Raw genomic sequence first — 23,306 nt, forward strand, 5'->3', positions numbered from 1 at the left:
GGCCCAATCGGGAGCCTCCTGCCCATGAAGCCCTATCTCGCCGCCCTTGGCATCGGACTGCTGGTCGGTGCCCTCTACAGCCTGCTCGGCACGCGATCGCCCGCCCCTCCCGCGATCGCGCTGCTGGGACTGCTCGGCATGCTGCTGGGCGAACAGGCCGTGCCGCTGGCGAAACGGGTGATCCATGGGCAGGAGGTCGCTTTGTTCTGGAAGACCAGTTGCGCGGAACGGGTGACTGGCCTGCCGCCTGCGCCGGATGACCAGCCATGAGCGCCAGTCGCCGCGAGACCCTGGCCGGGGCACTTGGTGCCTCGGCCTTGTCCCTGATTCCCGGCCTTGCCCGCGCCAAAGACAGAAAGCCCCAGCCCATGCGTGACGACCTTATCATCGTGAACGCCCTCGTCACCACGCTCGACCGCGAGAACCCCCGCGCCGAAGCCGTGGCGATCCGCGACGGGCGCTTTCTGGCGGTTGGCTCCGAGCAGGAAGTGCGGGCGGCTGCGCCCGACGCAACGGTCATCGACGCCCGAGGCCGCCGCATGATCCCCGGACTTATCGACAGCCATATGCACATCATCCGGGGCGGGCTGAACTTCAACATGGAACTGCGCTGGGACGGCGTGCCGACGCTCGCCGATGCCATGGCGATGCTCAAGGCGCAGGTTGACCGCACGCCCGCGCCGCAGTGGGTGCGCGTCGTTGGCGGTTTTACCGAGCACCAGTTCGCCGAGAAGCGCCTGCCGACGCTGGCCGAACTGAATGCCGTTGCGCCCGATACGCCGGTGTTCATCCTTCACCTTTACGACCGCGCCTTGCTCAATGCCGCAGCGCTGCGCGTGGTGGGCTATGGCAAGGACACGCCCAACCCTCCCGGCGGAGAGATCGTGCGGGATGCTGCCGGCAATCCCACCGGGCTACTGCTGGCGCAACCAAACGCCACCATCCTCTATTCCACGCTGGCCAAGGGACCGAAGCTGCCCGAGGACTACCAGATCAATTCCACCCGCCACTTCATGCGCGAGGTGAATTCGCTGGGCGTGACCAGCGTGATCGATGCGGGCGGCGGGTTCCAGAACTACCCTGACGATTACCACGTGATCGAAAAGCTGCACGATGACGGGCAGTTGACCGTGCGCATCAGCTACAACCTGTTCACCCAGAAGCCGAAGGAGGAACTGGCGGATTTCGCCGGGTGGGTAAAGCAGGTCACACCGGGTCAGGGGGACGACACCTATCGCCACAACGGCGCCGGCGAGATGCTGGTCTATTCCGCCGCCGACTTCGAGGACTTCCGCGTTGCCCGGCCCGACATGCCACCCTCGATGGAAGGCGATCTCGAACCCGTCATCCGCCTGCTGGCCGAGAACCGCTGGCCCTGGCGCCTGCACGCGACCTATGACGAAACCATCGGTCGGGCGCTCGACGTCTACGAGAAGGTCAACCGCGACGTGCCGCTCAGCGGCATCAACTGGTTCTTCGATCATGCCGAGACGATCAGCGAGCGCAACATCGACCGTATCGCCGCGCTGGGCGGCGGCATCGCCGTGCAGCACCGCATGGCCTATCAGGGCGAATACTTCGTCGAGCGCTACGGCGCCCGCGCCGCTGAACGCACCCCGCCGATCGCGCGAATGATCGCCGCCGGCATTCCGGTCGGCGCAGGCACGGATGCGACGCGCGTTGCCAGCTACAACCCGTGGGTTTCGCTGTCATGGCTGGTCACCGGACGCACCGTGGGCGGCCTCGCCCTCTATCCCGGCGCAAACCGCGTGAGCCGCGAAAAGGCGCTGGCGATGTGGACGCACGAGAACACCTGGTTTTCCAGCGAAGTCGGGAAAAAGGGCCAGATCAAGCCGGGCCAGCTTGCGGACTGCGCGCTGCTTTCAGCGGACTACTTCGCAGTGCCCGAACGCGACATTGCGCATATCCGTGCCGTGCTGACGCTGCTGGGCGGCAAGGTGGTCCATGGCGAAGAAGACTTCGGCTCGCTGGCCCCTGCCCTGCCCGCGCCAATGCCTGACTGGTCGCCGGTCAGGACCTTCGGTGGCTACTACCGGGAACCCGAAGCGGCAGCGAAGCTGGCCAGCGCATGCGGCTGTGCATCGGCTTGCGGCGTCCACGGGCACGATCATGCCTCTGCCCTTGGCGCGAGCGTTCCGGCCGCAGACGTGCAGAGCTTCTGGGGCGCGCTCGGCTGTGGCTGCTGGGCGGTCTGACGATGCGCTATCCCGAACCCCGCTTGATCCACACGATCCTCGATTGGCCGCCGACATGGTTCCTGGCGCGGCTGCTGCTGGTGGGGGCTTACCTTGTGGGTGGCCTGGCCAAGCTGACCGACTGGCCGGGGCCGTGGCGGAACAGGCCCACTTCGGGATGGCCCCGCCTGCGGTCTGGGCGGCACTCACCATTGCGGTGGAAATCATCGGGCCGCTGCTGATCCTGCTGGGGCGCTTCGTCTGGCTGGGCGCAGGCATGCTCGGCGTGTTCACATTGCTGGCCGCTTTCGTCGCCAATGCCTTCTGGACGATGGAGGGGCAGGAGCGCTTCTTCGCGACCAATGCCTTTTTCGAACATGTCGGGCTGGTGGGTGGCTTCATCCTGGCCGCGCTCGTCGCCGAGCATGCGCGACGACAGGGTCGTCCCTGAGCCGCGTCAGGACTTCAGTGGGTGCGCCAAGGAGAAGACATGAACGAAAGCGTACCCCTCAAGACTCCCACGCCGCTGTTCCGGTTGCTGCTGGTTCTGTCCGCCACTACCGGGATGGTCGACGCGGCGAGCATTCTGGGCATGGACAAGGTGTTCACCGCGAACATGACCGGCAACGTGGTGTTCCTCGCCTTTGCCACAGCGGGGGCCGAGGGGTTCCATGCCTGGCACTATGTCGTCGCACTTGGCGCGTTCATGCTCGGCGCGGTCCTCGCCGGGCGGATGTGGCGCAGCAACAAGGCCGAACGGTTGAGCCACATGCTGGTCCGGGCAGCCGCGATCGAAAGCGCGTTGCTGTTCCTTGCCGGATCGCTTGCGCTCCGCAGCTCACCGGCCGTGGCTGCGTTATGGCAGGCACTGGCTGTCGTAGGTCTTGCCGCAGGTGCGATGGGATTCCGCAATGCGGTGGTGCGCCAACTCAAAGTGCCCGATCTGACGACGACCGTGCTGACCCTGACGATTACCGGTATTGCATCGGATTCACGTCTGGCAGCAGGCACGGGCCCCAACCTTGCAGCAAGGGTGGGAGCCGTAGCGGCGATCTTTGCAGGCGCGCTGGCCGGAACGCTGGTATTCCGCTGGCTGGGCCTTGGGCCTACCTTGTTGATCACCGGCGGCGTGGTGCTGGTGGGGACCTGTGTGTTCGTGCGGCATCCGCAAATGGCCGAATTGCACCGGCAGTGATCGGACGCCTTGCGCTCGGCATCGTGTTGTCCGCACTGGCAGCACGCGCGCAGGCCGAGGGCGCGCCGGAACGGACCAACCTTCGCTATGACGAGGATTGGGCGGGGTTCGACGCGGCTGATGGCGGCATGGATCGGCTGAAGAATCTGCGTCTGGACAGTGCAGGCGCAGTGCGAGTGACGCTGGGGCTCGAGGCCCGCGCGCGGCATGAAGGCTATGCCAACCCGCTCTGGGGCGATGCGCCCGATGACGGATACCTGTGGTTGCGCGCCCTGCCATTGGTGGACCTGCATGCAGGACCCGCACGGGTCTTCGTCCAGCCGATCATCGGCTATGCCCGCGGCGTCGACGGCGGCAGCGGCCCTGCCGATCAGACCGGTGTCGATCTTGCGCAGGGGTTTGCCGATTTGCGCGTGCCGCTGCCCGAAGGCCGAAGCGTGACCTTGCGCGCAGGACGCGAGCTCGTCGCGCTCGGTTCGGAGCGGCTTGTCGGCACGCGCTATGGCCCGAATATCCCGCAGCCATTCGATGGCGTTCGCGCGATTGCCGAGTTCGGCGGACTGCGGGTCGATCTGATGGACTTGCGCGCCGTGGAGATCAGGCCGGGCAATTTCGACGACCGCGCAACCGATCGGCGGCGCTTGCGTGCAGTCTATACCACGCTGAATGCGGGCAGCGGCATGGCTGTCGATGCCTACTGGATCGGATACCGCAATCAGGCAGCCCGCTTTGGCGACGTGATCGGCAGGGAGCGTCGCGATACGTTCGGGCTGCGGCTGTTTGGCCATCGCGGCAGGATCGCCTGGAACTGGGAAACGATGATCCAGCGCGGTGACTTTGCAGGGCAGCGCATCCGGGCATGGTCCCAGGCCACGGAAACCGCGATCAGTTTCCCGGAAGCCCGCTTCCGTCCGCGGATCCGCCTGCGCGCCAATTATGCCAGCGGTGATCGCTCGCCCGATGACCGCACGCTGGGCACCTTCAACGCACTTTTCCCCAAGGGTCGATATTTTGGAGAACTGACCCCGATCGGTCCCCGCAACATCCTGAACGTCCAGCCAAGCCTCGATCTCGACCTTGGCAGGAAGGTCACGATGGAGCTTTCGGCAGGCGCGTTCTGGCGCGCTTCACGGCATGATGGCGTCTATGACGTGCCGGGCCAGATAATCCGGCCAGCCGGGAAGTCTCGGGCAAGACACATCGGCAACCTGTTCGAACTTGGCCTCGATTGGCAGGCAAGCCCGGAGTTGTCCTTTTCCGCTTCTCTGGCCGTATTCAGCGCCGGACAATTCCTGCGCCAGACCGGCAAGGCGCTGCCAACCCGCATGATAGGTCTTGAGGCAGCCTACAAGTTCTGAATCGGCATGTAAATTCTTGTTCGTTTACAGTGACAAGCGGCAGATGCCCTGCCCTTCGGACCGATAAAGCCATGCATGGTCGGATCAATGCGCCAGCCGGTGCGTTCCCAAGTCGCAATTCCAGCGACAAGGCGGTCAGCACACATGGGTTCCAGCATCGGCGTGGCCATCGTAAACGGTGTTCCCAACCAACTCCCGTTGGATTCCCGACGGACCCTCCTTGAATGGTTGCGCGAGGATCTTGGGCTGACCGGCACCAAGAAGGGTTGCGATCATGGCCAGTGCGGCGCCTGCACGGTTCTGGTCGATGGACGCCGCATGAACTCCTGCCTCTCGCTGGCCCAGTTGCACGAAGGCGATGAGATCGAAACGATCGAAGCCATCGGCACGGCAGACAACCTCTCGGCCCTGCAGCATGCGTTCGTGACGCACGACGGGTTCCAGTGCGGATACTGCACCCCGGACAGATCTGTTCGGCCAAGGCGATGATGCAGGAGCTTGCCGAAGGCTGGGCCAGCGCCGCCACCGATGAATTGACCAAAGCCCCGACTCCGACCGTCGAGGAACTGCGCGAGCGGATGAGCGGCAATCTGTGTCGGTGCGGTGCCTACTCGAACATCATTGCAGCGCTTCAGGAGGTCATCGAACAAGACGCAGGCTCGCAGGGAGCATCGGCATGAAGGCTTTTGTTCTCGACCACGCGGCATCGGCCGAAGACGCGGTCCACTCGCTGCAATCCGGCGCAATTGCCATCGCTGGCGGTACCAATCTGGTCGATCTGATGAAGCTGCAGATTGCTGCGCCGGACAGGGTCATTTCGATCCGCCGCACCGAGCTTGGCGAGATAACCCCTGAAGGTGAGGGGTTGAGGGTCGGCGCCCTTGTCACCAATGCCGATTGCGCGGCCGACATGCGCGTACGGGAAAACTGGCCGCTTCTGGCCAAGGCGATCCTTGCCGGTGCCAGCCCGCAATTGCGCAACCGTGCTACGACGGGCGGCAACCTCTGCCAACGAACCCGCTGCGGCTATTTCTACGACACCACGCAGGCCTGCAACAAGCGCGAGCCCGGATCGGGCTGTGCTGCGCGCAATGGCTTCAACCGCATTCACGCCGTGCTCGGCACCAGCGATTCCTGCATCGCCACATATCCGGGTGACATGGCCGTTGCCATGCTGGCGCTTGACGCTGTCGTCCTTGTCGAAGGCGCATCGGGCGCGCGCGAGATCCCGATTGCGGAATTTCACTGGATGCCCGGTGACGCCCCTCGCGCGACAACACGCTGGAGCCAGGTGAACTCATCACGGCTGTGCGCCTCCCCGCGCCCACCGGCGGCGTGCAGATCTACCGCAAGGTGCGCGACCGCGCGTCCTATGCATTCGCGCTGGTCTCTGTCGCAGTGGATCTGACGATGGATCAGGGTCGCATCACACGCTGCGCGCTCGCCTTCGGCAGCCTCGGGACAGTGCCGTGGCGCGATCCTGCGGTTGAGCAAGTGCTGATCGGCGAAAAGCCGAGCCCCGCGCTCTATGCCAAGGCTGCCGAAGTCCTGCTCAAGGACGCGCATGGCTTCGGCGCAAACGACTTCAAGATTCCGCTCGTCGCGCGCGCGCTGGCTGCGACGCTCAACGAAGCCACCCAGACCGGAAAGGCTTGATCCATGCGCATGACTTTGGCCGACATGTACAACACGCCGGACAAGCGCAACCTGCTCGACACCATGAAGCAGGGCGTGATCGGCAAGCCGCTCGATCGACCGGAAGGTCCCCTCAAGGTCAGCGGCACGGCCACGTACTCCGCAGAATGGAAGATCGAAGGCTGCGCCGAAGGCGTGCTGGTGCTGGCAGACGTTCCGCAAGGCACGGTCAAGGCCATCCACAGGGACAGGGTGATGACCATGCCCGGCGTGCTGGCCGTGCTGGCCGATGAAGCGATGGTGCGCCGATCCACGCAAGGGACGGCGGGCAAGGCACCGGCGCAGGATGTCCAGACCGTCGATTACTTTGCCCAGCCTGTGGCACTCGTCGTGGCCGAAACCTTCGAGCAGGCGCGCGATGCGGCGCTGGCGCTGAAAGTGGAATACGAACCCGCCGGTGATCCAGTGCCTCTCGATCCCGAAAGCCCGGATGCAAAGGTCGAGACACCGTCTGACAGCAAACCCGTCGAAGGTGGCGATCTGGACCAGGCGATGCGCGACGCCGCGTTCAGCATTGACGTTGAATACGACACGCCCGGCCACGCCAGCGCCGCGATGGAACCGCATGCGACCATCGCCGAGTGGCAGGATGATCAACTGATCCTGCGCGGCAGCTATCAGATGCTGGCCTTCAACGTGAAGGAGATCGCCGACTGCCTGTCGATCTCGCCGAAGAAGGTGCGGATCATCGCGCCCTATGTCGGCGGCGGGTTCGGTTCGAAGCTGGGCATCACGCATGAAGCCGTGGCTGCGGCCATTGCCGCCAGGGAACTGGGCCGCCCGGTCCGCGTGGTGATGACGCGCCAGCAGGTGTTCCAGACAGTCATGCGCCGGTCCGAAACGCGCCAGCGCGTGCGCCTGGCGGCAGACGCCGCAGGCAGGATCGTCGGACTGGGGCACGAGGCCCATGTCTCGAATCTGCCGGACGAAGACTTCGCCGAGCCTGTCACGCAGGCGACCGAATTCCTCTATGGCGGCGAGAACCGTCTGCTCAAGGTGGAAGTCGCACGGATCTGCCGCATGACTGCAGGCTCGGTCCGCGCTCCGGGCGAAGCCGTGGGGATGCAGGTCCTTGAGGCCGCGATGGATGAACTTGCCGAAGCGGTCGGCATCGATCCCATCGAACTGCGCAAGCGCAATCTTCCTGCCAAGGTCCCGGTGAAGGGCACGCCCTATTCGTCGAGAATGCTGGTGGAAGCGCTGGAGCAGGGTGCAGCCAGCTTTGGCTGGGACCAGCGCAAACCTCAACCTTGCCAGACGCGTGAGGGCGATTGGTGGATCGGGATGGGCATGGCCAGCGCCGCGCGCGTCAATGTGATGATTCCCGCCGAAGCCCGCGTCACCCTGAAGGCAGACGGCACCGCATTGGTCGAAACCGACCAGACCGACATCGGCACAGGGTCCTATGCCATCATGGGGCAGATCGCCGGCGAAATGCTCGGTCTGCCGATCAGCAAGGTGCGGGTCGTCCTGGGCGATTCAGCTTTGCCACCCGGCGCAGGGTCCGGTGGCAGCTTCGGCGCGATTTCCACCGGTTCTGCCGTCATGCGCGCCTGCGAGGCGATCCGTGAAAAGATTGCCAAGACCCTTGGCTGCGATGTCGATGCATTGGAAATCAAGGATGGCATCGCCAGCCACGCCGGTTCGCAGCGCCCGCTTGCCGATCTTCTCGGCGGCAAGGATATCGCAGAAATCGGATCGATCAAGCCGGGCAAGACCTACAAGGATTATGCACAAGCCAGCTACGGCGCCTTCTTCGCCGAGGTTGGCGTTCACGCCTTCACCGGCGAGGTGCGGGTACGCCGCATGACCGGGGCATTCGGCTTCGGTCGCGTGCTCAATGCCAAGACCGCGCGTTCGCAGTGCCTTGGCGGCATGGTCTGGGGCATCGGCAGTGCGCTGACCGAAGAACTCGTCTTCGACCTGCGCGATGGCCATCTCGTCAACCACGATTTCGCCGAATACCACGTGCCGGTCCATGCCGATGTCCCTGCGCTCGAAGTGATCCTGCTGGAAGAGCGCGATGCCGCCGCCAGCCCGCTTCAAGCCAAGGGCGTTGGCGAACTGGGCATCTGCGGGGCTGCCGGTGCCGTAGCCAACGCGGTCTACAACGCTTGCGGCGCGCGCGTGCGCAGCTTCCCGCTCACGCTCGACAAGATCATCCCCCATCTGCCCGATCCCGCCCACATGCCCGACCCGTTCGTGTCACTCGCCTGAAAGGATGCCCGTGATTTCACCGCCGCTTCGCTATCATCCCGATCTCGAACAACCGCAGCCCGAAGAGGCGGAAACCGACGCCAGCCTCAAAAAGTCGTTCGATCACATTCTCGAGACGACAGCGGAAGACTATGGCCGCGCGGTTCGGGCAGTTCACGCCAAGGCGCACGGCCTGTTCGAAGGCACGTTCAGGATCGATGGCAATCTCCCGCCCGAACTTGCCCAGGGCCTGTTCGCCAATCCCGGCACCTATCCCGCCGCGTTGCGCATCTCGACCAATCCCGGCGACATTCTTGACGACAACGTCGTCCTTCCGCGTGGTCTTGCGCTGAAGGTCGAGCATGTTCCGGGCGACCGGCTGCCCGACGCAGAAGGCCAAGGCCAGGACTTCCTGATGGTCAATGTACCCGTCTTCGCCGTGCCCACCCCGGACAAGTTCGCCGGCAAGCTGAAGCTCCTTGCCGCCACGACAGACCGTGCCGAGGGCGCAAAGGTCGCCCTTTCAACCGTGCTCGGCTTCATCAATTCGGCACTCGGAAAGATCGGCCTGGAATCCAGGGCACTGGCCGGTATGGGCGGATCGCCGCAAGTTCACCCCTTGGGCGAAACCTATTTCAGCACCGTGCCCTTCCGCTATGGCGACCACGTTGCCAAGTTCCGCCTGCGCCCGCTTTCGCCCGCACTCACCGCGCTGACCGGCACCATCATCGACACGTCAGGCCGCCCCGATGGTCTGCGCGAAACGATCCGCGAGGATGCCGCCAGCCTCACCGGCGAATGGGCCTTCGAGGTCCAGCTTGCACGGGACATCGAACAGCAGCCGATCGAAGACGCCAGCGTCGAGTGGAAGGAAGAAGACGCGCCGTTCGTCCAGGTGGCAACCCTGCGCATCGAACCGCAGGACAGCTGGTCCGCCGAAAAAGTGCAGCGCATCGACGAAGCCATGCACTTCTCGCCATGGAATGCGCTGGTGGCGCACCAGCCGCTCGGCGGGATCAACCGCGCCCGCCGCCGCGCCTACAAGCATTCCTCGGACTTCCGCGTCCGGGTCAACGGTTGTCCGTTCGCCACGAATGCCGAAGTAGCGAAATAAGCGATACTCCGGTCAGGTCTCGAACCTGACCGGTATGCCCTTGCTGGCCGGCGTGTCGGAAAGCCGGTCACGCAGGGACAGCGGCACCAGCGGATTGAGTTCCGGGAAATACCCTGCCACGCATCCGTCCGGCAGGTCATATGCCACCACTTGCAGTCCGGCCACGGCCCGTCGCCGCTCTTCCTCCATCGCCGTGACCAGCGTAACCCGCTGACCTTCGACCAGGCCTTGGCGCGCCATCTCGGCCTGCGAGACGAGCACCACCGTTCGCTCGCCCTCAAGCCCGCGCAAGCGATCGGAATGGCCATAGATGGTCGTGTTGAACTGATCGTTCGAACGCAGCGTAATCAGTCGCAGGCCATCGCCTGAGGGGCCTGCGTTCAACGCCGTCGGGTGGGTGAACTCCGCTTTGCCGCTGGCGGTATGCCAGATGCGTTCGCGCGCGTCGTTGCCGCGGTAGAAACCTCCGGGCGCGTGCATCCGTGCTTCCATGTCGTGGAACTGATCGGGATAGGTCCGGGCGATCAGTTCCCGGATGCGGGCATAATCGGCGCGCCATTCGTCCCACAGCCACCGGGGATGGAATGGCAGGCTCGCCTTGGCCAGCTCGCAGATGATCGCCGTTTCGCTCATCAGGTGCTCGCTGGCCGGCTTGCGCCTGCCTTTCGAGCTGTAGATGTGGCTGAAGCTGTCCTCCACGCTGACAAACTGATTGCCGCTGTCCTGATTATCCTCTTCCGACCGGACAAGGCAGGGCAATATCCAGCTGGCCCTGCCCGGCAGCAGATGCGTGTGATTGAGCCGCGTGGCGATGTGGACCGTCATGTCCATCTGCGTCCACGCCTGATGCACTGCCTCATGGTCCGGCACGGCCATGGCGAGATTCCCGCCCAGTCCCAGATAGACGCGGTTGCGCCCGGCCAGCAGCGCTTCCAGAAATGCGTGCGTGTTGTGCCCGTCCTGCTGCGGCGTCTCCAGCCCGAGCACCTCGCGGTATTTCCCGACCGGTGCCAGCGCCACCTTTTCGGTGATGCCCACGGTGCGCTGGCCTTGCACGTTGGAGTGCCCCCTGATCGGCGAACACCCCGCCCCGGGACGGCCGATGTTGCCGCGCAGCAACAGCAGATTCACCAGCATCCCGATGGCCTCGCTGCCACGCACCTGCTGCGTCAGGCCCATGCCATAGATGCCGATCACTGCGCTGGCCTCGGCATAGACATCGCCAGCTGCCTCCATCTCGGCACGGGTCACACCGCTCGCCTGCTCCAGTTCAGGCCAATCCGTACGGGCCACCTTTTCGCGGAAGGCGTCGAAGCCATCGGTGTGTTCCGCCAGAAATCCGCTGTCGAGCAGGCCCGGCTCATGCTCCGCTCTTGCCAGCACGTGCTTGCACACGCCCATCAGCGCGGCAATATCGCCGCCCGAGCGCACCTGCAGGTACAGATGGCTCAGCCGCGTCGCCTTGCCGGTCAACATTTCCAGCGGGCTTTGCGGGTTGATGAACTCCACCAGCCCCGCCTCCTTCAGCGGGTTGAACGTCACGATCCGGCAACCCCGCTTCACCGCCTCCTGCAGGGGATGAAGGATGCGCGGCGAATTGGTGCCGGGGTTCTGGCCGAGGTAGAAGATCGCGTCGCACCGATCGAAATCCTCGATCTGGCATGTCCCCACCGGTGACCCGATCACCTTCTTTAAACCGACCGACGTCGTTTCATGGCACATGTTGGAGCTGTCAGGCAGGTTGTTGTGCCCCAGCATCCGGGCGAACGCCGCGTAAAGATAGCTTGGCTCCAGCGCGGCCTTGCCGCTGGCATAGAACGTCATGGCTTCGGGTGGCGTCTGCTTCAACGTGCTGCCAATGGCGGCAAAGGCCTCGTCCCAGGTCGTGCGCAAGTAGCGGTCGGTTGATGGATCGTATTGCAGCGGCTCGGTAAGCCGGCCTTCCTTCTCGAGATCGTGGGCGCTCCATTGGCGCAGCGAGGCAACCGTGTGCCGTTCGAAGAATTCCGGCGCGGCCCGCGCGCTGGTCAGGTCCCACAGTGTTGCCTTTGCCCCGTTTTCGCAAAATTCGAACGCGGCGGGCGTTGGCGGCTTGATCCACGCACACGATGTGCAAGCCGTACCGTCCGGCTTGTTGAGATGGGCAAGCGTTTCGATGGCCCCCGGACCTGCCGCCTGCGAAAGTTCGGTTGCAGCGATACCCTGCAATGATCCCCAACCGCCCGCAGCTTCAGGGACGGCGATGGCGGCGGCTTCCGCTGCAGGTGTCGGTCGCGCAGGCATGCAAAAGTCTTCCTTGGTCAAAAACCGGAGGCTGTCGCCTGCAACGGACCGCGGCAGTGATGAGCCTCAAGGCTATACGCACCTGCGACGAACAAGCTCCCGCGCACATGCTGAAACATGCGAACCCCGATGGCGGTTTGTGGCGCAGGCCGGCATGCCGCGTGTCGCATTGGCCTTATGAACAAGGTTCCTGATGACAGGCCCGTGCCAGCGCGTCGGTGAATCGCTTCGACCACCACATCACGTCCTGCGCTTCAACGCCGTTCATCAGCGTCTGCCAGCGCCGGATCCTTTCCTCGCGTGGCATCGTGATGGCGCGGCCCAGCGCGTCCGATATCTCTTCCGCGCTATGCGGATTGACCAGCAGCGCCTCGGGCATCTGCTCTGCCGCACCGGCAAAGCGTGACAGGATCAGCACGCCGGGATCATCTGGGTCCTGCGCGGCGATATACTCCTTGGCGACCAGATTCATGCCATCGCGCAACGGGGTGACCAGGCCCACCTTGCTGGCGCGATAGACCCCGGCCAGCATGTCGCGCGTATAGCCCTGGTTGACATAACGGATCGGCACCCAGTCCAGCCCGGCATGCGCCCCGTTGATGCGCCCCGCCAGCCCTTCCAGCGTGCTGCGGATGCGCTGGTAGCTGTCGACCGTCCCGCGCGAGGGCGGCGCGATCTGCAGGAGAGTCACTCCCTTGCGCTCTTCAGGGTGCTCGGTCAGGAACCGCTCATAGCCAAGGAAGCGCTCCTCGAGGCCCTTGGAATAATCCAGCCGGTCCACCCCGACGATCAGCGTGCGGCCGACCGCACTGACGCGGACCCGCTCGTAGGTTTCCCTTGCCTTCTCGCTCGCGGCAAGGGCGGCGAATTCCTTGGCGTCGATGCCGACCGGGCAGGCGATCAGCCGCAGGCGCCGCTCGCCCACCGTCAGCCAGCCATCCTCGTCGATCGTGCCGCCCATCTCGTGCGACACATAATCGCCGAAGGACTGCAGCCATTCATCGGTGTGGAAGCCGATCAGGTCGTAGGCGAGCAGGCTTTCGGTCAGCGCGCGCGCCTCGGGCAAGGTCGCCAGCAGACGGCGCGGTGGCCAGGGGATGTGCAGGAAAAAGCCGATGCGGTTTTCAACGCCGCGATCCCGCAGTTCCTTGCCGAGCGGGAACATGTGGTAATCCTGCACCCACACCAGATCATCCGGCTCGATCAGCGGCAGCGCGGTCTCGGCAAAGCGCTCGTTGGCGCGCCGGTAGCCATCGGCGAAGCTGCGTTCATACTCGGCCAGATCGATGCGGTAGTGAAACAGCGGCCAGAGCGTACGGTTGGCGTAGCCGTCGTAGTATTCCTCGATGTCCTGCTCTTCCAGATCCACCGTCGCCGTGGTGACGCCGTCGACCCGCTCAAGGTTGATATGACCGGTAAACTCGCTCGTCTCCTTGCCCGACCAGCCGAACCAGATGCCGCCATGTTCGCGCAAGGCCGCCGAGAGCGCGACGGCCAGCCCGCCTTGCGCGCCGCCACCGGCACTCACCCGGTTCGAAATGACTATCAGCCTGCTCATCGTACGCTGTTCCAGGGTTTGCTCAGCAGGACGGCACAGTTGATCAGGCCGACCAGAGAGTAGGTTTGGGGGTAGTTGCCCCACAGTTCACCGCTTGCCGGATCGATATCTTCGGAAAGCAGGCCCGATTGCGTGCGGCGCCCGAGCATCTCTTCGTAAAGCGCCCGCGCCTCGGCACCGCGCCCGGTCAGGTGCAGGGCCTCGATCAGCCAGAACGTGCAGACGTTGAAGGCCGTTTCCGGCAGTCCGAAATCGTCCTCGGTGGCATAGCGCAGCATGTGCGCCCCCCGCCGCAGGCCCTGTTCGATCGCCGACAGGGTGGAGACGAAGCGCGAATCGTCCGGCGCCAGGAAACGCAGGTCGAGCAGCTGAATCACGCTGGCATCCAGATCGTCGCCCGAAAAGGTGGCCGACATCCGCTCGGTCTCGGGCCGCCATGCGGCGCGCTCTATCCTCTCGCGGATCGTGGCCGCGCGCTCACCCCAGAAGGCCGCCCGGTCATCAAGGCCGATGGCCTGCGCCGCATTGCCCAGCCGGTCGCAGGCCGCCCAGCACATCGCCGCCGAATAAGTGTGGACCGACTGCCGGGTGCGCAGTTCCCACAGCCCTGCGTCGGGCTTGTCGAACAGCTCCCATGCCCGCTCGCCCACCTTCTCCAGCGCCTCGAAATCGGCGCGGCCCGACATGCGCAACAGGCGCTGGTCAAGGAACGCCTGCGTGTTGGACAGGACGATCTGGCCATAGGCATCGTGCTGGACCTGCGAATAGGCAGCGTTGCCCACCCGCACCGGGCCCATGCCGCGATAGCCGGGAAGCTTCTCGGCCACGCCTTCGTCCAGCGTTGCTTCGCCCAGCACCCCGTATAGCGGCTGGATATGGCCGCCGCGGGCATTGTCGACGATGTTGCGCAAGTAGGCGAGATAGCCTTCGAGCACGTCCAGCGCGCCCAGCCGGTTGAGCGCCTGCACCGTGTAATAGGCATCGCGGATCCAGCAATAGCGATAGTCCCAGTTGCGCTGCGACCCGGCATGTTCGGGGATCGAAGTCGTCAGCGCGGCGACGATGGCGCCGGTTTCCTCATGCTGGCACAGCTTGAGCGTGATCGCCGAACGGATCACCACGTCCTGCCATTCGACCGGCGTAGCCAGGCCCCGCACCCAGTGGCGCCACTCTGCCACGGTCGCATCCAGCATCTGTTCGAGCGTCTCGGCAAGGTTGCCCGAAAAGCTCTCGTCCGGGCCGAGAAAGAAGTACTGCGCCTGCTCGACCCGGAAGGCCCGTTCCTCTGCCACAAGCCCGACCGGCGCGGACGTGGTCAGCCGCATCGTCATGACTTGCGACAGGAAGCGGATGTGGTTGGATCCGCCGATGGTCACAGCGCAAGCGTCGCCCCAGCCGCAGGTCGGCCGCAAGCGCATGCGGATGCGCGGGCTGCCGGCAACCGGACGCACGATCCGCGCATAGGCAACAGGACGATAAGTGCGGCCATTGCGCCGGAAATAGGGGCAGAAGTCGATGACCTCGATCTCGCCGCCATTGGCATCGCGATGCCGCGTGACGAGCACCGGCGTATTGCGCAGATAACGCTGGGTGGTCTCCACGCGGTCTTCAAGATCGATCGCCCAAAGGCCCGTTTCCGGCTCGTCCCCACCCACCAGGGCGGAAAAGAACGGATCGCCATCGACGCGCGGAATGCATCCCCAGACCACATCGCCGGAGGTGTCGATCAGCGCGGAAACCTGGCAATTGCCGATCGGCCAGAGATCGAGCGACGCGGTCATGCCAGCGCCTCCCACAGCCAGTCGCGCAGCTCGCCCGGAGAGCGCAGGCCATAACGCGCCGCGGTAGGGCGCGGCTCGCCGACAAGAATGGCCTGCCCGCCAAGGTCGCGAACCGCGGCAAAGCCCGGCTCGTCGGTCAGGTCGTCGCCTGCAAAAACCGGCGTCGTGCCGGCGAGGTCAGGATGCGCCATCATCGCCCGGATGGCACTACCCTTGTCCGACCCTGCATCGCGCAATTCCGCCATCATCTTGCCTTGCTGAAGAAACAGGCCGTGATCTTCGGCCAGTTCCGTGGCGAGGGCGACAGCGTCCGCCTCGGCCTGCGGCATCATCCGGTAATGCAGGGCAACGCCAAGGCTCTTTTCCTCGACCAGAACGCCGGGGTGTTCCTCTGCGAACGCCCAGAACCGCGCGGCCACATCATCAAGTTCGCTGGGCCTGGGCGGACTTGTCGTCACACCGCCCCAGCGATGTTCGCCCCCGTGGCTGCCTGAAATCCAGATCTCCCGGCTGACCGCGCCCAGCATCTCGTCGATCTGAGCCAGGGAGCGCCCGCTGACCACCGCAAGCCTGCCGTCCAACCGGTCGAGCAGCGCGTCGAGCAGAACCCGGGTCTGCGCATCGGCGCAAACAGCATCGGGACAGTCATCAAGTTCGAACAGCGTTCCGTCGAGGTCCAAGAAAAGCGTGCTGTTCTGAAAAGCCAGGGCGGCCGGAGGCAATAAAGGCAGTGCCGTAAGATTGATTGTGCGTCTCCTGAAATGTCCCGGCTGCAAGGTGCTGCGCCCGGCCTCTTCCGAACCCGGGCACAGCAGATTTGGTTCCTGCGATCAGCCAGCAGCCGCAGCAGGCTTGGCGGCGGCGTCGAGTTCCTCGGCAGTCAGCGTGATGAACAGCCCTTGGGCACCAAGGCCAACCGCGTTCCGGTTGAGCGCCACCGGTCCGGCTTCGCGATCGATGACCACCTTTTCGGCGGTTACTTCCTTGATCGTTCCTACGGGAGTACCGGCCTTGCCCTTGACTTCGGCACCGACCACCAGCGCAGCCTCAAGCGCAGCAGCCGCCTTCTGTGCTGCCGCTGCAACCTGTTCGTCGATCTGTGCCTTGGTGATGGTCACCGTCGGACCCTTCGCACCGACCCCGAAGGCAGACTTCGGCAGCGTCGCCTTGTGGGCTCCGGTGTCGACAACGATGGCATCGCCGCTCATGCTGTCGATCTTGCCGACTTCGCCACCTTGCGGATCGTAGATCATCGCGCCCACCGTCAGATTTGGCGTTGCCGGCGCCGTCGCGGCTGCTTGGGCCGATGCGGCTGCAGGAAGAGACAGGGCAGTGGCGGCTGCAAGAACCAGAGATATAACGCGCACTTCAAGTACTCCTGTTTGCTGTAAACTTCACTGTCCGTCCGGTTCGCTCCCGCAGGCCACACCACCCTCGCGCACGAGGCTGCAAGCAACGGCATCGCTGGCGAGCCGGGTTACCTCCCTTGCCTGATGCGACATGTGGGACAGCGGCGCCGGCATGGCGCCAAGCCTCCACGCATCTGCCACGCGGGGAGATGTCCCGAACTTCGGCCCGGACTTTGACAAAATCCTTGCATGGCTGCGTGCAATAGGTCCAATTGAAAGAAGCGGGTGATTTTGATAGGTTTTAACAATCAGGCTGTCTCATGCTCTCTTTCCGCCAATTGCAGTATCTCGTTGCAATCGCTGATTATCAGCACTTCCGAAGGGCAGCGGCCAACCTCCACGTCTCGCAACCCACGCTGAGCCTTCAGGTGCAGAAGATGGAAGAGCATCTCGGCGTTGCCCTGGTCGAACGCGGAGTCACTCCGGTGCGCCTGACGCCGGTCGGCCGGGAAATCGTCGCCCGCGCCCGCAGGCTTCTTCTCGACATGACCGACCTTGAAGACTGCGCCCGCAGAAGCGCCGGCAAGCTGATCGGCACCATCAGCCTCGGCGTTTCGCCGACCATCGGCCCCTATCTCCTGCCCGGCATCATTGGCGTGCTGAAGCAGCAGATGCCGCAAGTAAGACTTCACATCCGCGAGGGCGTTCCCAGCGAACACCTGCTCGAACTTCGGCACGGTGCGCTGGATATCATGCTGACCCCGATCCCGGCTGCCGGTGCCGACTTGCACGTCGAGAAGCTGTTCGAGGAGCGACTTCAGGTGGTTGCCCCGCCCGAACACCCCCTATCGGGAAGAAGGTCCGTGATCAGGGCCGATCTTGCCGGCAGCGAGGCGCTGGGCATCGATCCGCGCTATCCCTTTCACCAGCAAACCCAGGAAATCTGCGAGGATCTGGGGCTAACCCTGCTGACCGACTACGAAGGGACAAGCCTCGACAGCTTGTGCCAGATGTGCGCTTCGGGGCTTGGCCTGGCCGTCCTGCCCGAACTCTACCTGCGCTCCGAAGTCGGCGGGCGCAACGTGGTGACGCCGCTGGCCATCAAGGACTGGGCCGCAAAGCGTTCGATCGCCGCGGTATGGCGGGCTGGGTCGGTTTACACCGAAAGCTTCCACGAGATCGCGCTGGCAATCCAGCGTGAGGCACAGCTCTTGCTGGCCGAGGCAAGACCCGGCCCGAAAGCGGTCAGAACGGGAAGTAGTGGTGTATCGCCATGACCGCCACAGCCCAGGTCAGCAGGTTGAGCGGCAGGCCCACCTTCACGAAATCCATGTAGCGGTAGCCACCCATCTGGTAGACGAGGACGTTGGTCTGGTAGCCGAAGGGCGTGGCGAAAGCGGCGCTTGCCGCCATCATGATCGTCACCAGAAACGGGCGCGGGCTGACCGAAAGGCTCTCGGCCAGTGCCACTGCCACCGGCGTCAGCAGGACCGCAACAGTCGCATTCGACAGAAGTTCGGTCAGCAGCAGCGTCGCGCCATACAGCAGGATCAACGCCGTCAGCGGGCCGACCCCGTTGACCGAACCGATCATCCACTGCGTTACTTCGGCGGCAAGGCCGGTCTGTTCCATGGCAATGCCGATCACCACCATCCCTGCGATCAGCAGCAGGATTTCCGGCCGCAATCCGGCATAGGCCTGATCGGGTGAAATTACGCGCAGCACTATGAGCAGGACCGCGCCGGCAAAGGCCGCTGCGGCAATCGGCACGAGGTTGATCGCCGCCACGGCAATCACGCCAATGAACACTGCCACGGAAATGAGCGCCATCCTCGGCCGGAATTCACGGACCTCGGCATAGACCTTGGTGTCCTCCAAGGAGTCTCCCGCAACATCCACGTGGCTGACGGAATGGCGTTCGACATCGGCCCGGGACGCGGTCTTGTCAGGCTCCTCGACAGGCGCAGGCGCGCCTTTGACCAGCCTGCCGGTAAACAGCACGAGATAAAGGCCGCCCACCACCGCCATGGCCAGCCCGACCGGGGTGATCTCGAATATGCCGAACGGCGCTTGCCCGGACGAGCGCGCCATGTCGTCGACCAGCAGATTGGTGGATGTGCCGATCAGCGTGCAACTGCCGCCAAGCACGGCAACATAGGACAGCGGCATCAGGAAGCGTCGCGGATCGAGCCCGATGGATCTTGCCACATCCCTGATGACGGGCGCCGCAACCACCACGATCGGCGTGTTGTTGAGGAAGGCCGAGCCGAAGCCGGACATGCCGATAAGTCCCCACAACCCCGCCGCCCCGGTCCTGCGGCAGAGTACCACGGCTTTCTCGATGGCCTTGTCGAGCAGCCCCGAAAGCTCCATCGCATAGGCAATCACGAACAGCGATGCGAGCGTGAGAATGGCGGGGCTGGCAAAGGCGCCCTGAACCTCGCTGGGGCGCACGGCGCCTGTCACCAGCAGGATGGCAGCACCGCTCAGCGCGATGACATCGGCCCGCATCCGATCGGCAATCAGCGCGATGACGACACTGACGAGGACCACCAGGGTCAGAATTTGCTCGATCGTCATGATTATTCAGCTCTTACCGATAGATGACCTTGCCGACAATCGGTGCTAGGTCTTGGCGATGATAAGGGCATGTCGCAGTACAGGATGGTCGGCCACTCGGTTGGTAACCCGGACGCTGGCGCTGACAGCCTTGCCCGCCCCGGCCTTGCTTGTGCTCGCCGGGTGCCAGCAATCCGATCCGCAACCGCAGGCATCCTCTGCGCCCGATGCCGCCATCAAGGCTTTGCCGACGCCCGCGCCCAAGGCGCTTTCCACAGTGGGCCGTGCAGAAATCCTCGCCGCCGTTGCAGCAGCGGCAGACGAGGTCGCCGCCGGCAATCCCCTGCCGCAATCGAACCTCGAACTGGCAAACCGAAGCTTCGAACTGACCATGCCGATCGCCTGCGCGGACGGCACAACCGGTGCGTGGGGTTCGTGGCGGCTTGACCCGTCATCGCGCGTCCTGCGGGTAACCTTCAACCGGCAGAACTGGGCGGCAGAGCCCCTCTTCACAGCGCTGGCCAATGGCCAGGCCTTCGAAACGGCCGAGGGATTCTGGATCGAACGACCATGGACGCGCTCGGAAAAGTGCCCGCAAACCGCGAAGGTCACCGACGCGCCAGACACTGCGGATGAGGCCGGCACTGCCAAGGACAAGGCCACTGCCCCGGTCGAGGCCGGACCAGAGCGCACACTGGCACTGGTGCAGTACTTCTCGTCCGACGCCCCCCGCACGCTGCTCAGGGCCAGGCGCCCCTATGCCTACACGGCAAAGCTGCCCAAGGACGAAGAGGCGGCACCCCGCGCCTTTCAGGTCAGGATCGCTGGACGGATCACCGGCTACGCCGATGGCCAGCCGGTGCATTGCACGAACAAGGTGCCGAGCCAGCCGCCCATCTGCGCACTCGCGGTCGAATTCGGCAGGATCGTCCTGGAAGACGCAACCACCGGCGAAACCCTCGCGGACTGGGACAACTGACCCCACCAATCGGCAAAGCTTGACAGGCTGCGGAAATGTGACGGACTAGCGGCCATGTCCACCATCGCCGATGTCGCCGCCAAAGCAGGCGTATCCATCAAGACAGTGTCCAAGGTGCTGAACGGCGCCGACACGGTGCGTCCACGCCTGAAGCAGCGCATCACCGAGGCGATGGAGGCCCTAGACTACCGACCGGCGCTGGCCGCGCGGCAGCTGGCAAGCGGCAAATCCTACATCGTGGCGCTGCTCATGCCTTACGCGGACGGCAGCTATTACTCCCGCACCATGCTCGCGATGAGCAAGGCCTGCGCCCGGCGCGGCTACCATGCCATCATCGAGACGCTCGATTTCGACAGCGACTTCGACAGCAACCTCGCCAGCGCAGCGGTATTGCGGCTGTCCTGCAATCCGGATGCCATCGTCGTCGCCCCGCCCTTCTCCAACAATCCCCTGCTGCTGGAAAAGCTGCACAACCTTCAGGTGCCCTTTGCGCGCATCGCGGCAAATACGGAAGGGCCGGGCATCCGCATTCCGGTGCCGGGCAGAGCGGCCGCCTGCGAGATGACCGCGCACCTGATCGCACAGGGCCACAGGCGGATCGCGATGCTTGCGCCGCCGGACGAACACCTTCCTGCCGACGACCGCCGACTGGGCTATCTTGACGCACTTTCCAGCGCTGGCATTCCGGTCGACGAACGGCTGATTGTCCGCACCAATTTCAGCTTCCCGTCCGGAGCCGTGGCAGCGCAGGCACTGCTCGCGCTGGCTGATCGACCGACCGCCATTTTCGCCGGCAACGACCTGACCGCGCTGGGCGCAATGGCCAAGGCGCAGGACCTTGGCTACCGCATTCCCCACGACCTCGCGATCGCCGGGTTCGACAACTCTGCAGACAGCAGGCTATCCTATCCCGCGCTGACGACCGTGCACCAGCCGGTCGAGGAAATCGTGGCTGCTGCGGTAGATGCGGCCCTTGGCAGACCCACGGCAGAAGACGAATTCCCCTTTCACACAGTCATTCGGGGTTCGACGGGCGGCGGCGAACTGATCTGCCTTGATGACCCGGCCGAAGGCATGTTCACCGGACACCTCAGGTAAATGGACCGCAAGTCTGACGCCGCACGGCAAAACACCAGACGCCACCAAAAATACCAGCGCTATCCTTTTTGGGTTTGACAGCGCCGCTCAGGCAGATCATCCCCGCTGCTGAACGCACCAAGGCTGATCGGTAGAGGACAAGGTATCATGAACCGCGCAAGGCAATTTCAGAAGCGCATTCTGGGTGCGGCTGCAGCGATCGTGGCCATTTCTTCCGGCTGTCCGGCTGCCTTGGCCGAGCCTGCGCCTGCAACGAAAGCTGCGGTGGACCCATCTCCTGCCCAACAGCAGCGCCCCCGAAACGTCATCTTCATCCTTGTTGACGACCTGCGCTTCGACGGCCTCGGCTTCCTGCAACCGGGCATCAAGACGCCGAACATCGACCGCCTCGCAGCAGGCGGCAGCTATTTTCCCAACACCCGCGTCACCTCGTCGCTGTGCAGCCCGAGCCGCGCCACGATCCTCACCGGGATGACCGCGCGCAACCACGGCGTGGTCGACAACAACAACTCGTCCGAGGAAGGCCTGACCTTCTTCCCCAAGTACCTCCAGGGCCAGGGCTACCAGACCGCGTTCTTCGGCAAGTGGCACATGGGCAACGACACCGCCTCGCCGCGCCCCGGCTTCGACAAGTGGCTGAGCTTCAGCGGGCAGGGCAATTATTACCCGAACACCGGCATCCCCGATGCGCAGTTCGCCAAGGGCGTGGTCCACAAGTACAACGTCGATGGCAGGCAAGTGCCCCAGCAGGGCTACATCACCGACGAGCTGACCGACTATGCCGTCAACTGGCTGTCCAAGGAGCGCGACCCCAAGAAGCCGTTCTTCCTCTATTTCAGCCACAAGGCGGTGCATTCCGATCCGCTGCCGCCGCCGCGCTATGCGCACCAGTACGACAACTTCCAGTTCAGGCTGCCCGCCAGCGCCGCCAACACGCCCGAGAACTACAAGGGCAAGCCACGCTGGGTCTATGACCAGCGCAACACCTGGCACGGCATCGACTTCTACTACAATTCCGACATGCCGATGACCGAGTACCTCAAGTACTACTACGCCACGCTGTCGGCGGTGGACGACAGTGTCGGCCGCATCATGCAGTACCTGAAGAAGGCGGGGTTGGAGAAGGACACCTTGGTCGTGTTCACCTCGGACAACGGCTTCCAGGTGGGCGAACACGGCCTGATCGACAAGCGCAACGCCTATGAGGCTTCGGTCAAGGTGCCGCTGGTGATGTACGAACCGGGCACCGTTCCGGCAGGCGTCGTCAACACCGGCGCCATCCGCAATCTCGATTTCGCGCCGACCTTCCTCGATCTTGCCGGCGCGCCAAAGCCCGCGCAGTTCGAAGGCAAGAGCGCGTGGCCGCTGATCACCGGCAAGGTCGCGGCGAAGGACTGGCAGGCGCCCGACTTCACCTACGAGTATTACTGGGAATGGACCTTCCCGCAGACGCCCGGCACTTTCGCGATCCAGCGCGGCAACCTGAAATACATTCAGTATTACGGCGTCTACGACATAGACGAGCTCTACGATGTCGCCGCTGACCCGGAAGAGATGCACAACCTTGCCGAGGACCCCAAGTACCTCGATGCCAAGATCGCACTGCGCAAGGCGCTCTACGATCAGCTCGCCAATACTGAAGGCAAGCATGTCATCCCCTACACCCAGCGCCAGTCGATCGGCGCGGTGCGGCGCAATCGCAACGGCACAGGTGCTGCGCCCTTCCCCGACGCATGGCTTGTGGAACCCAACCGCGAGGACCGGCTCGACCCCATCGTCAACGACAGCCGCTTCAAGCAGGCCGCGCATGACCGGGGTGAGAACTTCATCCCCTCCCCCATCGTCGGCCAGGGCACCAACAGCGTCGAGCATGGCATGAAGAGCCTACCCCCCGCGGCAAAGGGCAGGAACTGAACATCACCGCGCCAGATAGCCTGGGGAGATGG

The 23,306-nt window shown here is 64.3% G+C and carries 16 protein-coding genes and 3 pseudogenes; 13 read left to right on the forward strand and 6 right to left on the reverse strand.

Going from position 1 to position 23,306, the window contains the following annotated elements:
- The first annotated feature begins 24 nt into the window (after positions 1 to 24).
- The 9 genes and pseudogenes from C7W88_RS18490 (at position 25) to C7W88_RS18530 (ending at position 9,753) form a co-directional block, all read left to right on the forward strand.
- Positions 25 to 270, forward strand: coding sequence for a DUF1427 family protein (locus tag C7W88_RS18490; RefSeq protein WP_118075043.1), 246 nt, complete (start codon positions 25 to 27; stop codon positions 268 to 270).
- A gap of 98 nt (positions 271 to 368) precedes the next feature.
- The gene (locus C7W88_RS18495; protein WP_240345087.1) at positions 369 to 2,216 is read left to right on the forward strand and encodes an amidohydrolase; all 1,848 of its coding nucleotides are present in this window, start codon (positions 369 to 371) and stop codon (positions 2,214 to 2,216) included.
- A 2-nt stretch (positions 2,217 to 2,218) separates the two neighbouring features.
- Positions 2,219 to 2,646: pseudogene (locus C7W88_RS18500) on the forward strand (DoxX family protein).
- A gap of 39 nt (positions 2,647 to 2,685) precedes the next feature.
- Positions 2,686 to 3,390: a YoaK family protein gene (locus C7W88_RS18505; RefSeq protein WP_118075045.1), complete on the forward strand. Its 705-nt coding sequence runs from the start codon at positions 2,686 to 2,688 to the stop codon at positions 3,388 to 3,390.
- The gene (locus C7W88_RS18510) at positions 3,387 to 4,748 is read left to right on the forward strand and encodes an alginate export family protein (RefSeq protein ID WP_118075046.1); all 1,362 of its coding nucleotides are present in this window, start codon (positions 3,387 to 3,389) and stop codon (positions 4,746 to 4,748) included. Before C7W88_RS18505 ends, C7W88_RS18510 begins: the two co-directional genes overlap by 4 nt.
- Positions 4,749 to 4,892: 144 nt before the next feature.
- A pseudogene (locus C7W88_RS18515) lies at positions 4,893 to 5,428 on the forward strand (2Fe-2S iron-sulfur cluster-binding protein).
- Positions 5,425 to 6,404: pseudogene (locus C7W88_RS18520) on the forward strand (xanthine dehydrogenase family protein subunit M). The pseudogenes C7W88_RS18515 and C7W88_RS18520 overlap by 4 nt, the downstream one beginning before the upstream one ends.
- A 3-nt stretch (positions 6,405 to 6,407) precedes the next feature.
- Positions 6,408 to 8,660: a xanthine dehydrogenase family protein molybdopterin-binding subunit gene (locus tag C7W88_RS18525; protein ID WP_118075047.1), complete on the forward strand. Its 2,253-nt coding sequence runs from the start codon at positions 6,408 to 6,410 to the stop codon at positions 8,658 to 8,660.
- A 4-nt stretch (positions 8,661 to 8,664) separates the two neighbouring features.
- Entirely contained in the window at positions 8,665 to 9,753 is a 1,089-nt protein-coding gene (locus C7W88_RS18530) for a catalase family protein (protein WP_162896249.1), read from the forward strand.
- 12 nt (positions 9,754 to 9,765) lie between these two features.
- Here the strand turns inward: C7W88_RS18530 and C7W88_RS18535 are convergent, their stop codons facing one another.
- The 5 genes from C7W88_RS18535 to C7W88_RS18555 form a co-directional block, all read right to left on the reverse strand.
- Complete coding sequence (locus tag C7W88_RS18535) at positions 9,766 to 12,036, reverse strand: FdhF/YdeP family oxidoreductase (RefSeq protein WP_118075864.1); 2,271 nt, start codon at positions 12,034 to 12,036, stop codon at positions 9,766 to 9,768.
- A gap of 175 nt (positions 12,037 to 12,211) precedes the next feature.
- Complete coding sequence (locus tag C7W88_RS18540) at positions 12,212 to 13,594, reverse strand: trehalose-6-phosphate synthase (protein ID WP_118075048.1); 1,383 nt, start codon at positions 13,592 to 13,594, stop codon at positions 12,212 to 12,214.
- The gene (locus tag C7W88_RS18545) at positions 13,591 to 15,375 is read right to left on the reverse strand and encodes a glycoside hydrolase family 15 protein (protein WP_118075049.1); all 1,785 of its coding nucleotides are present in this window, start codon (positions 15,373 to 15,375) and stop codon (positions 13,591 to 13,593) included. The genes C7W88_RS18540 and C7W88_RS18545 overlap by 4 nt, the downstream gene beginning before the upstream one ends.
- Positions 15,372 to 16,055 carry a trehalose-phosphatase gene (gene otsB / locus C7W88_RS18550; RefSeq protein WP_240345088.1) on the reverse strand — a complete coding sequence of 228 codons (684 nt, stop codon included), beginning with the start codon at positions 16,053 to 16,055 and terminating at the stop codon, positions 15,372 to 15,374. Before otsB ends, C7W88_RS18545 begins: the two co-directional genes overlap by 4 nt.
- A 150-nt stretch (positions 16,056 to 16,205) precedes the next feature.
- Positions 16,206 to 16,742: a hypothetical protein gene (locus C7W88_RS18555; RefSeq protein ID WP_162896250.1), complete on the reverse strand. Its 537-nt coding sequence runs from the start codon at positions 16,740 to 16,742 to the stop codon at positions 16,206 to 16,208.
- 302 nt (positions 16,743 to 17,044) lie between these two features.
- On the opposite strand from C7W88_RS18555, the gene C7W88_RS18560 reads away from it, so the two are divergent.
- Positions 17,045 to 18,001, forward strand: a complete 957-nt coding sequence (locus tag C7W88_RS18560; protein WP_118075051.1) for a hydrogen peroxide-inducible genes activator — start codon at positions 17,045 to 17,047, stop codon at positions 17,999 to 18,001.
- Here C7W88_RS18560 and C7W88_RS18565 read toward each other — a convergent pair.
- Complete coding sequence (locus tag C7W88_RS18565; protein WP_118075052.1) at positions 17,970 to 19,304, reverse strand: SLC13 family permease; 1,335 nt, start codon at positions 19,302 to 19,304, stop codon at positions 17,970 to 17,972. The genes C7W88_RS18560 and C7W88_RS18565 overlap by 32 nt on opposite strands.
- Positions 19,305 to 19,362: 58 nt before the next feature.
- Here C7W88_RS18565 and C7W88_RS18570 point away from each other — a divergent pair, with 58 nt between their 5' ends.
- The 3 genes from C7W88_RS18570 to C7W88_RS18580 all read left to right on the forward strand — a co-directional run bounded on the left by C7W88_RS18570 (position 19,363) and on the right by C7W88_RS18580 (position 23,274).
- Positions 19,363 to 20,262: a hypothetical protein gene (locus C7W88_RS18570; protein ID WP_162896251.1), complete on the forward strand. Its 900-nt coding sequence runs from the start codon at positions 19,363 to 19,365 to the stop codon at positions 20,260 to 20,262.
- Between the two features lie 54 nt (positions 20,263 to 20,316).
- Positions 20,317 to 21,360, forward strand: a complete 1,044-nt coding sequence (locus tag C7W88_RS18575) for a LacI family DNA-binding transcriptional regulator (RefSeq protein ID WP_118075054.1) — start codon at positions 20,317 to 20,319, stop codon at positions 21,358 to 21,360.
- A 147-nt stretch (positions 21,361 to 21,507) separates the two neighbouring features.
- Positions 21,508 to 23,274, forward strand: coding sequence for a sulfatase (locus tag C7W88_RS18580; protein ID WP_118075055.1), 1,767 nt, complete (start codon positions 21,508 to 21,510; stop codon positions 23,272 to 23,274).
- The last annotated feature ends 32 nt before the right edge of the window (positions 23,275 to 23,306 follow it).

This window comes from Novosphingobium sp. THN1, from assembly GCF_003454795.1.
In the GTDB taxonomy this organism is placed as follows: domain Bacteria; phylum Pseudomonadota; class Alphaproteobacteria; order Sphingomonadales; family Sphingomonadaceae; genus Novosphingobium.

Bases quoted from the DNA above. Each gene is read 5' to 3' on its own strand.
- C7W88_RS18490 (WP_118075043.1), top strand. From the start codon at position 25: ATGAAGCCCTATCTCGCCGCCCTTGGCATCGGACTGCTGGTCGGTGCC.
- C7W88_RS18495 (WP_240345087.1), top strand. From the start codon at position 369: ATGCGTGACGACCTTATCATCGTGAACGCCCTCGTCACCACGCTCGAC.
- C7W88_RS18505 (WP_118075045.1), top strand. From the start codon at position 2,686: ATGAACGAAAGCGTACCCCTCAAGACTCCCACGCCGCTGTTCCGGTTG.
- C7W88_RS18525 (WP_118075047.1), top strand. From the start codon at position 6,408: ATGCGCATGACTTTGGCCGACATGTACAACACGCCGGACAAGCGCAAC.
- C7W88_RS18530 (WP_162896249.1), top strand. From the start codon at position 8,665: ATGCCCGTGATTTCACCGCCGCTTCGCTATCATCCCGATCTCGAACAA.
- C7W88_RS18535 (WP_118075864.1), bottom strand. From the start codon at position 12,036: ATGCCTGCGCGACCGACACCTGCAGCGGAAGCCGCCGCCATCGCCGTC.
- C7W88_RS18540 (WP_118075048.1), bottom strand. From the start codon at position 13,594: ATGAGCAGGCTGATAGTCATTTCGAACCGGGTGAGTGCCGGTGGCGGC.
- C7W88_RS18545 (WP_118075049.1), bottom strand. From the start codon at position 15,375: ATGACCGCGTCGCTCGATCTCTGGCCGATCGGCAATTGCCAGGTTTCC.
- C7W88_RS18560 (WP_118075051.1), top strand. From the start codon at position 17,045: ATGCTCTCTTTCCGCCAATTGCAGTATCTCGTTGCAATCGCTGATTAT.
- C7W88_RS18565 (WP_118075052.1), bottom strand. From the start codon at position 19,304: ATGACGATCGAGCAAATTCTGACCCTGGTGGTCCTCGTCAGTGTCGTC.
- C7W88_RS18570 (WP_162896251.1), top strand. From the start codon at position 19,363: ATGATAAGGGCATGTCGCAGTACAGGATGGTCGGCCACTCGGTTGGTA.
- C7W88_RS18575 (WP_118075054.1), top strand. From the start codon at position 20,317: ATGTCCACCATCGCCGATGTCGCCGCCAAAGCAGGCGTATCCATCAAG.
- C7W88_RS18580 (WP_118075055.1), top strand. From the start codon at position 21,508: ATGAACCGCGCAAGGCAATTTCAGAAGCGCATTCTGGGTGCGGCTGCA.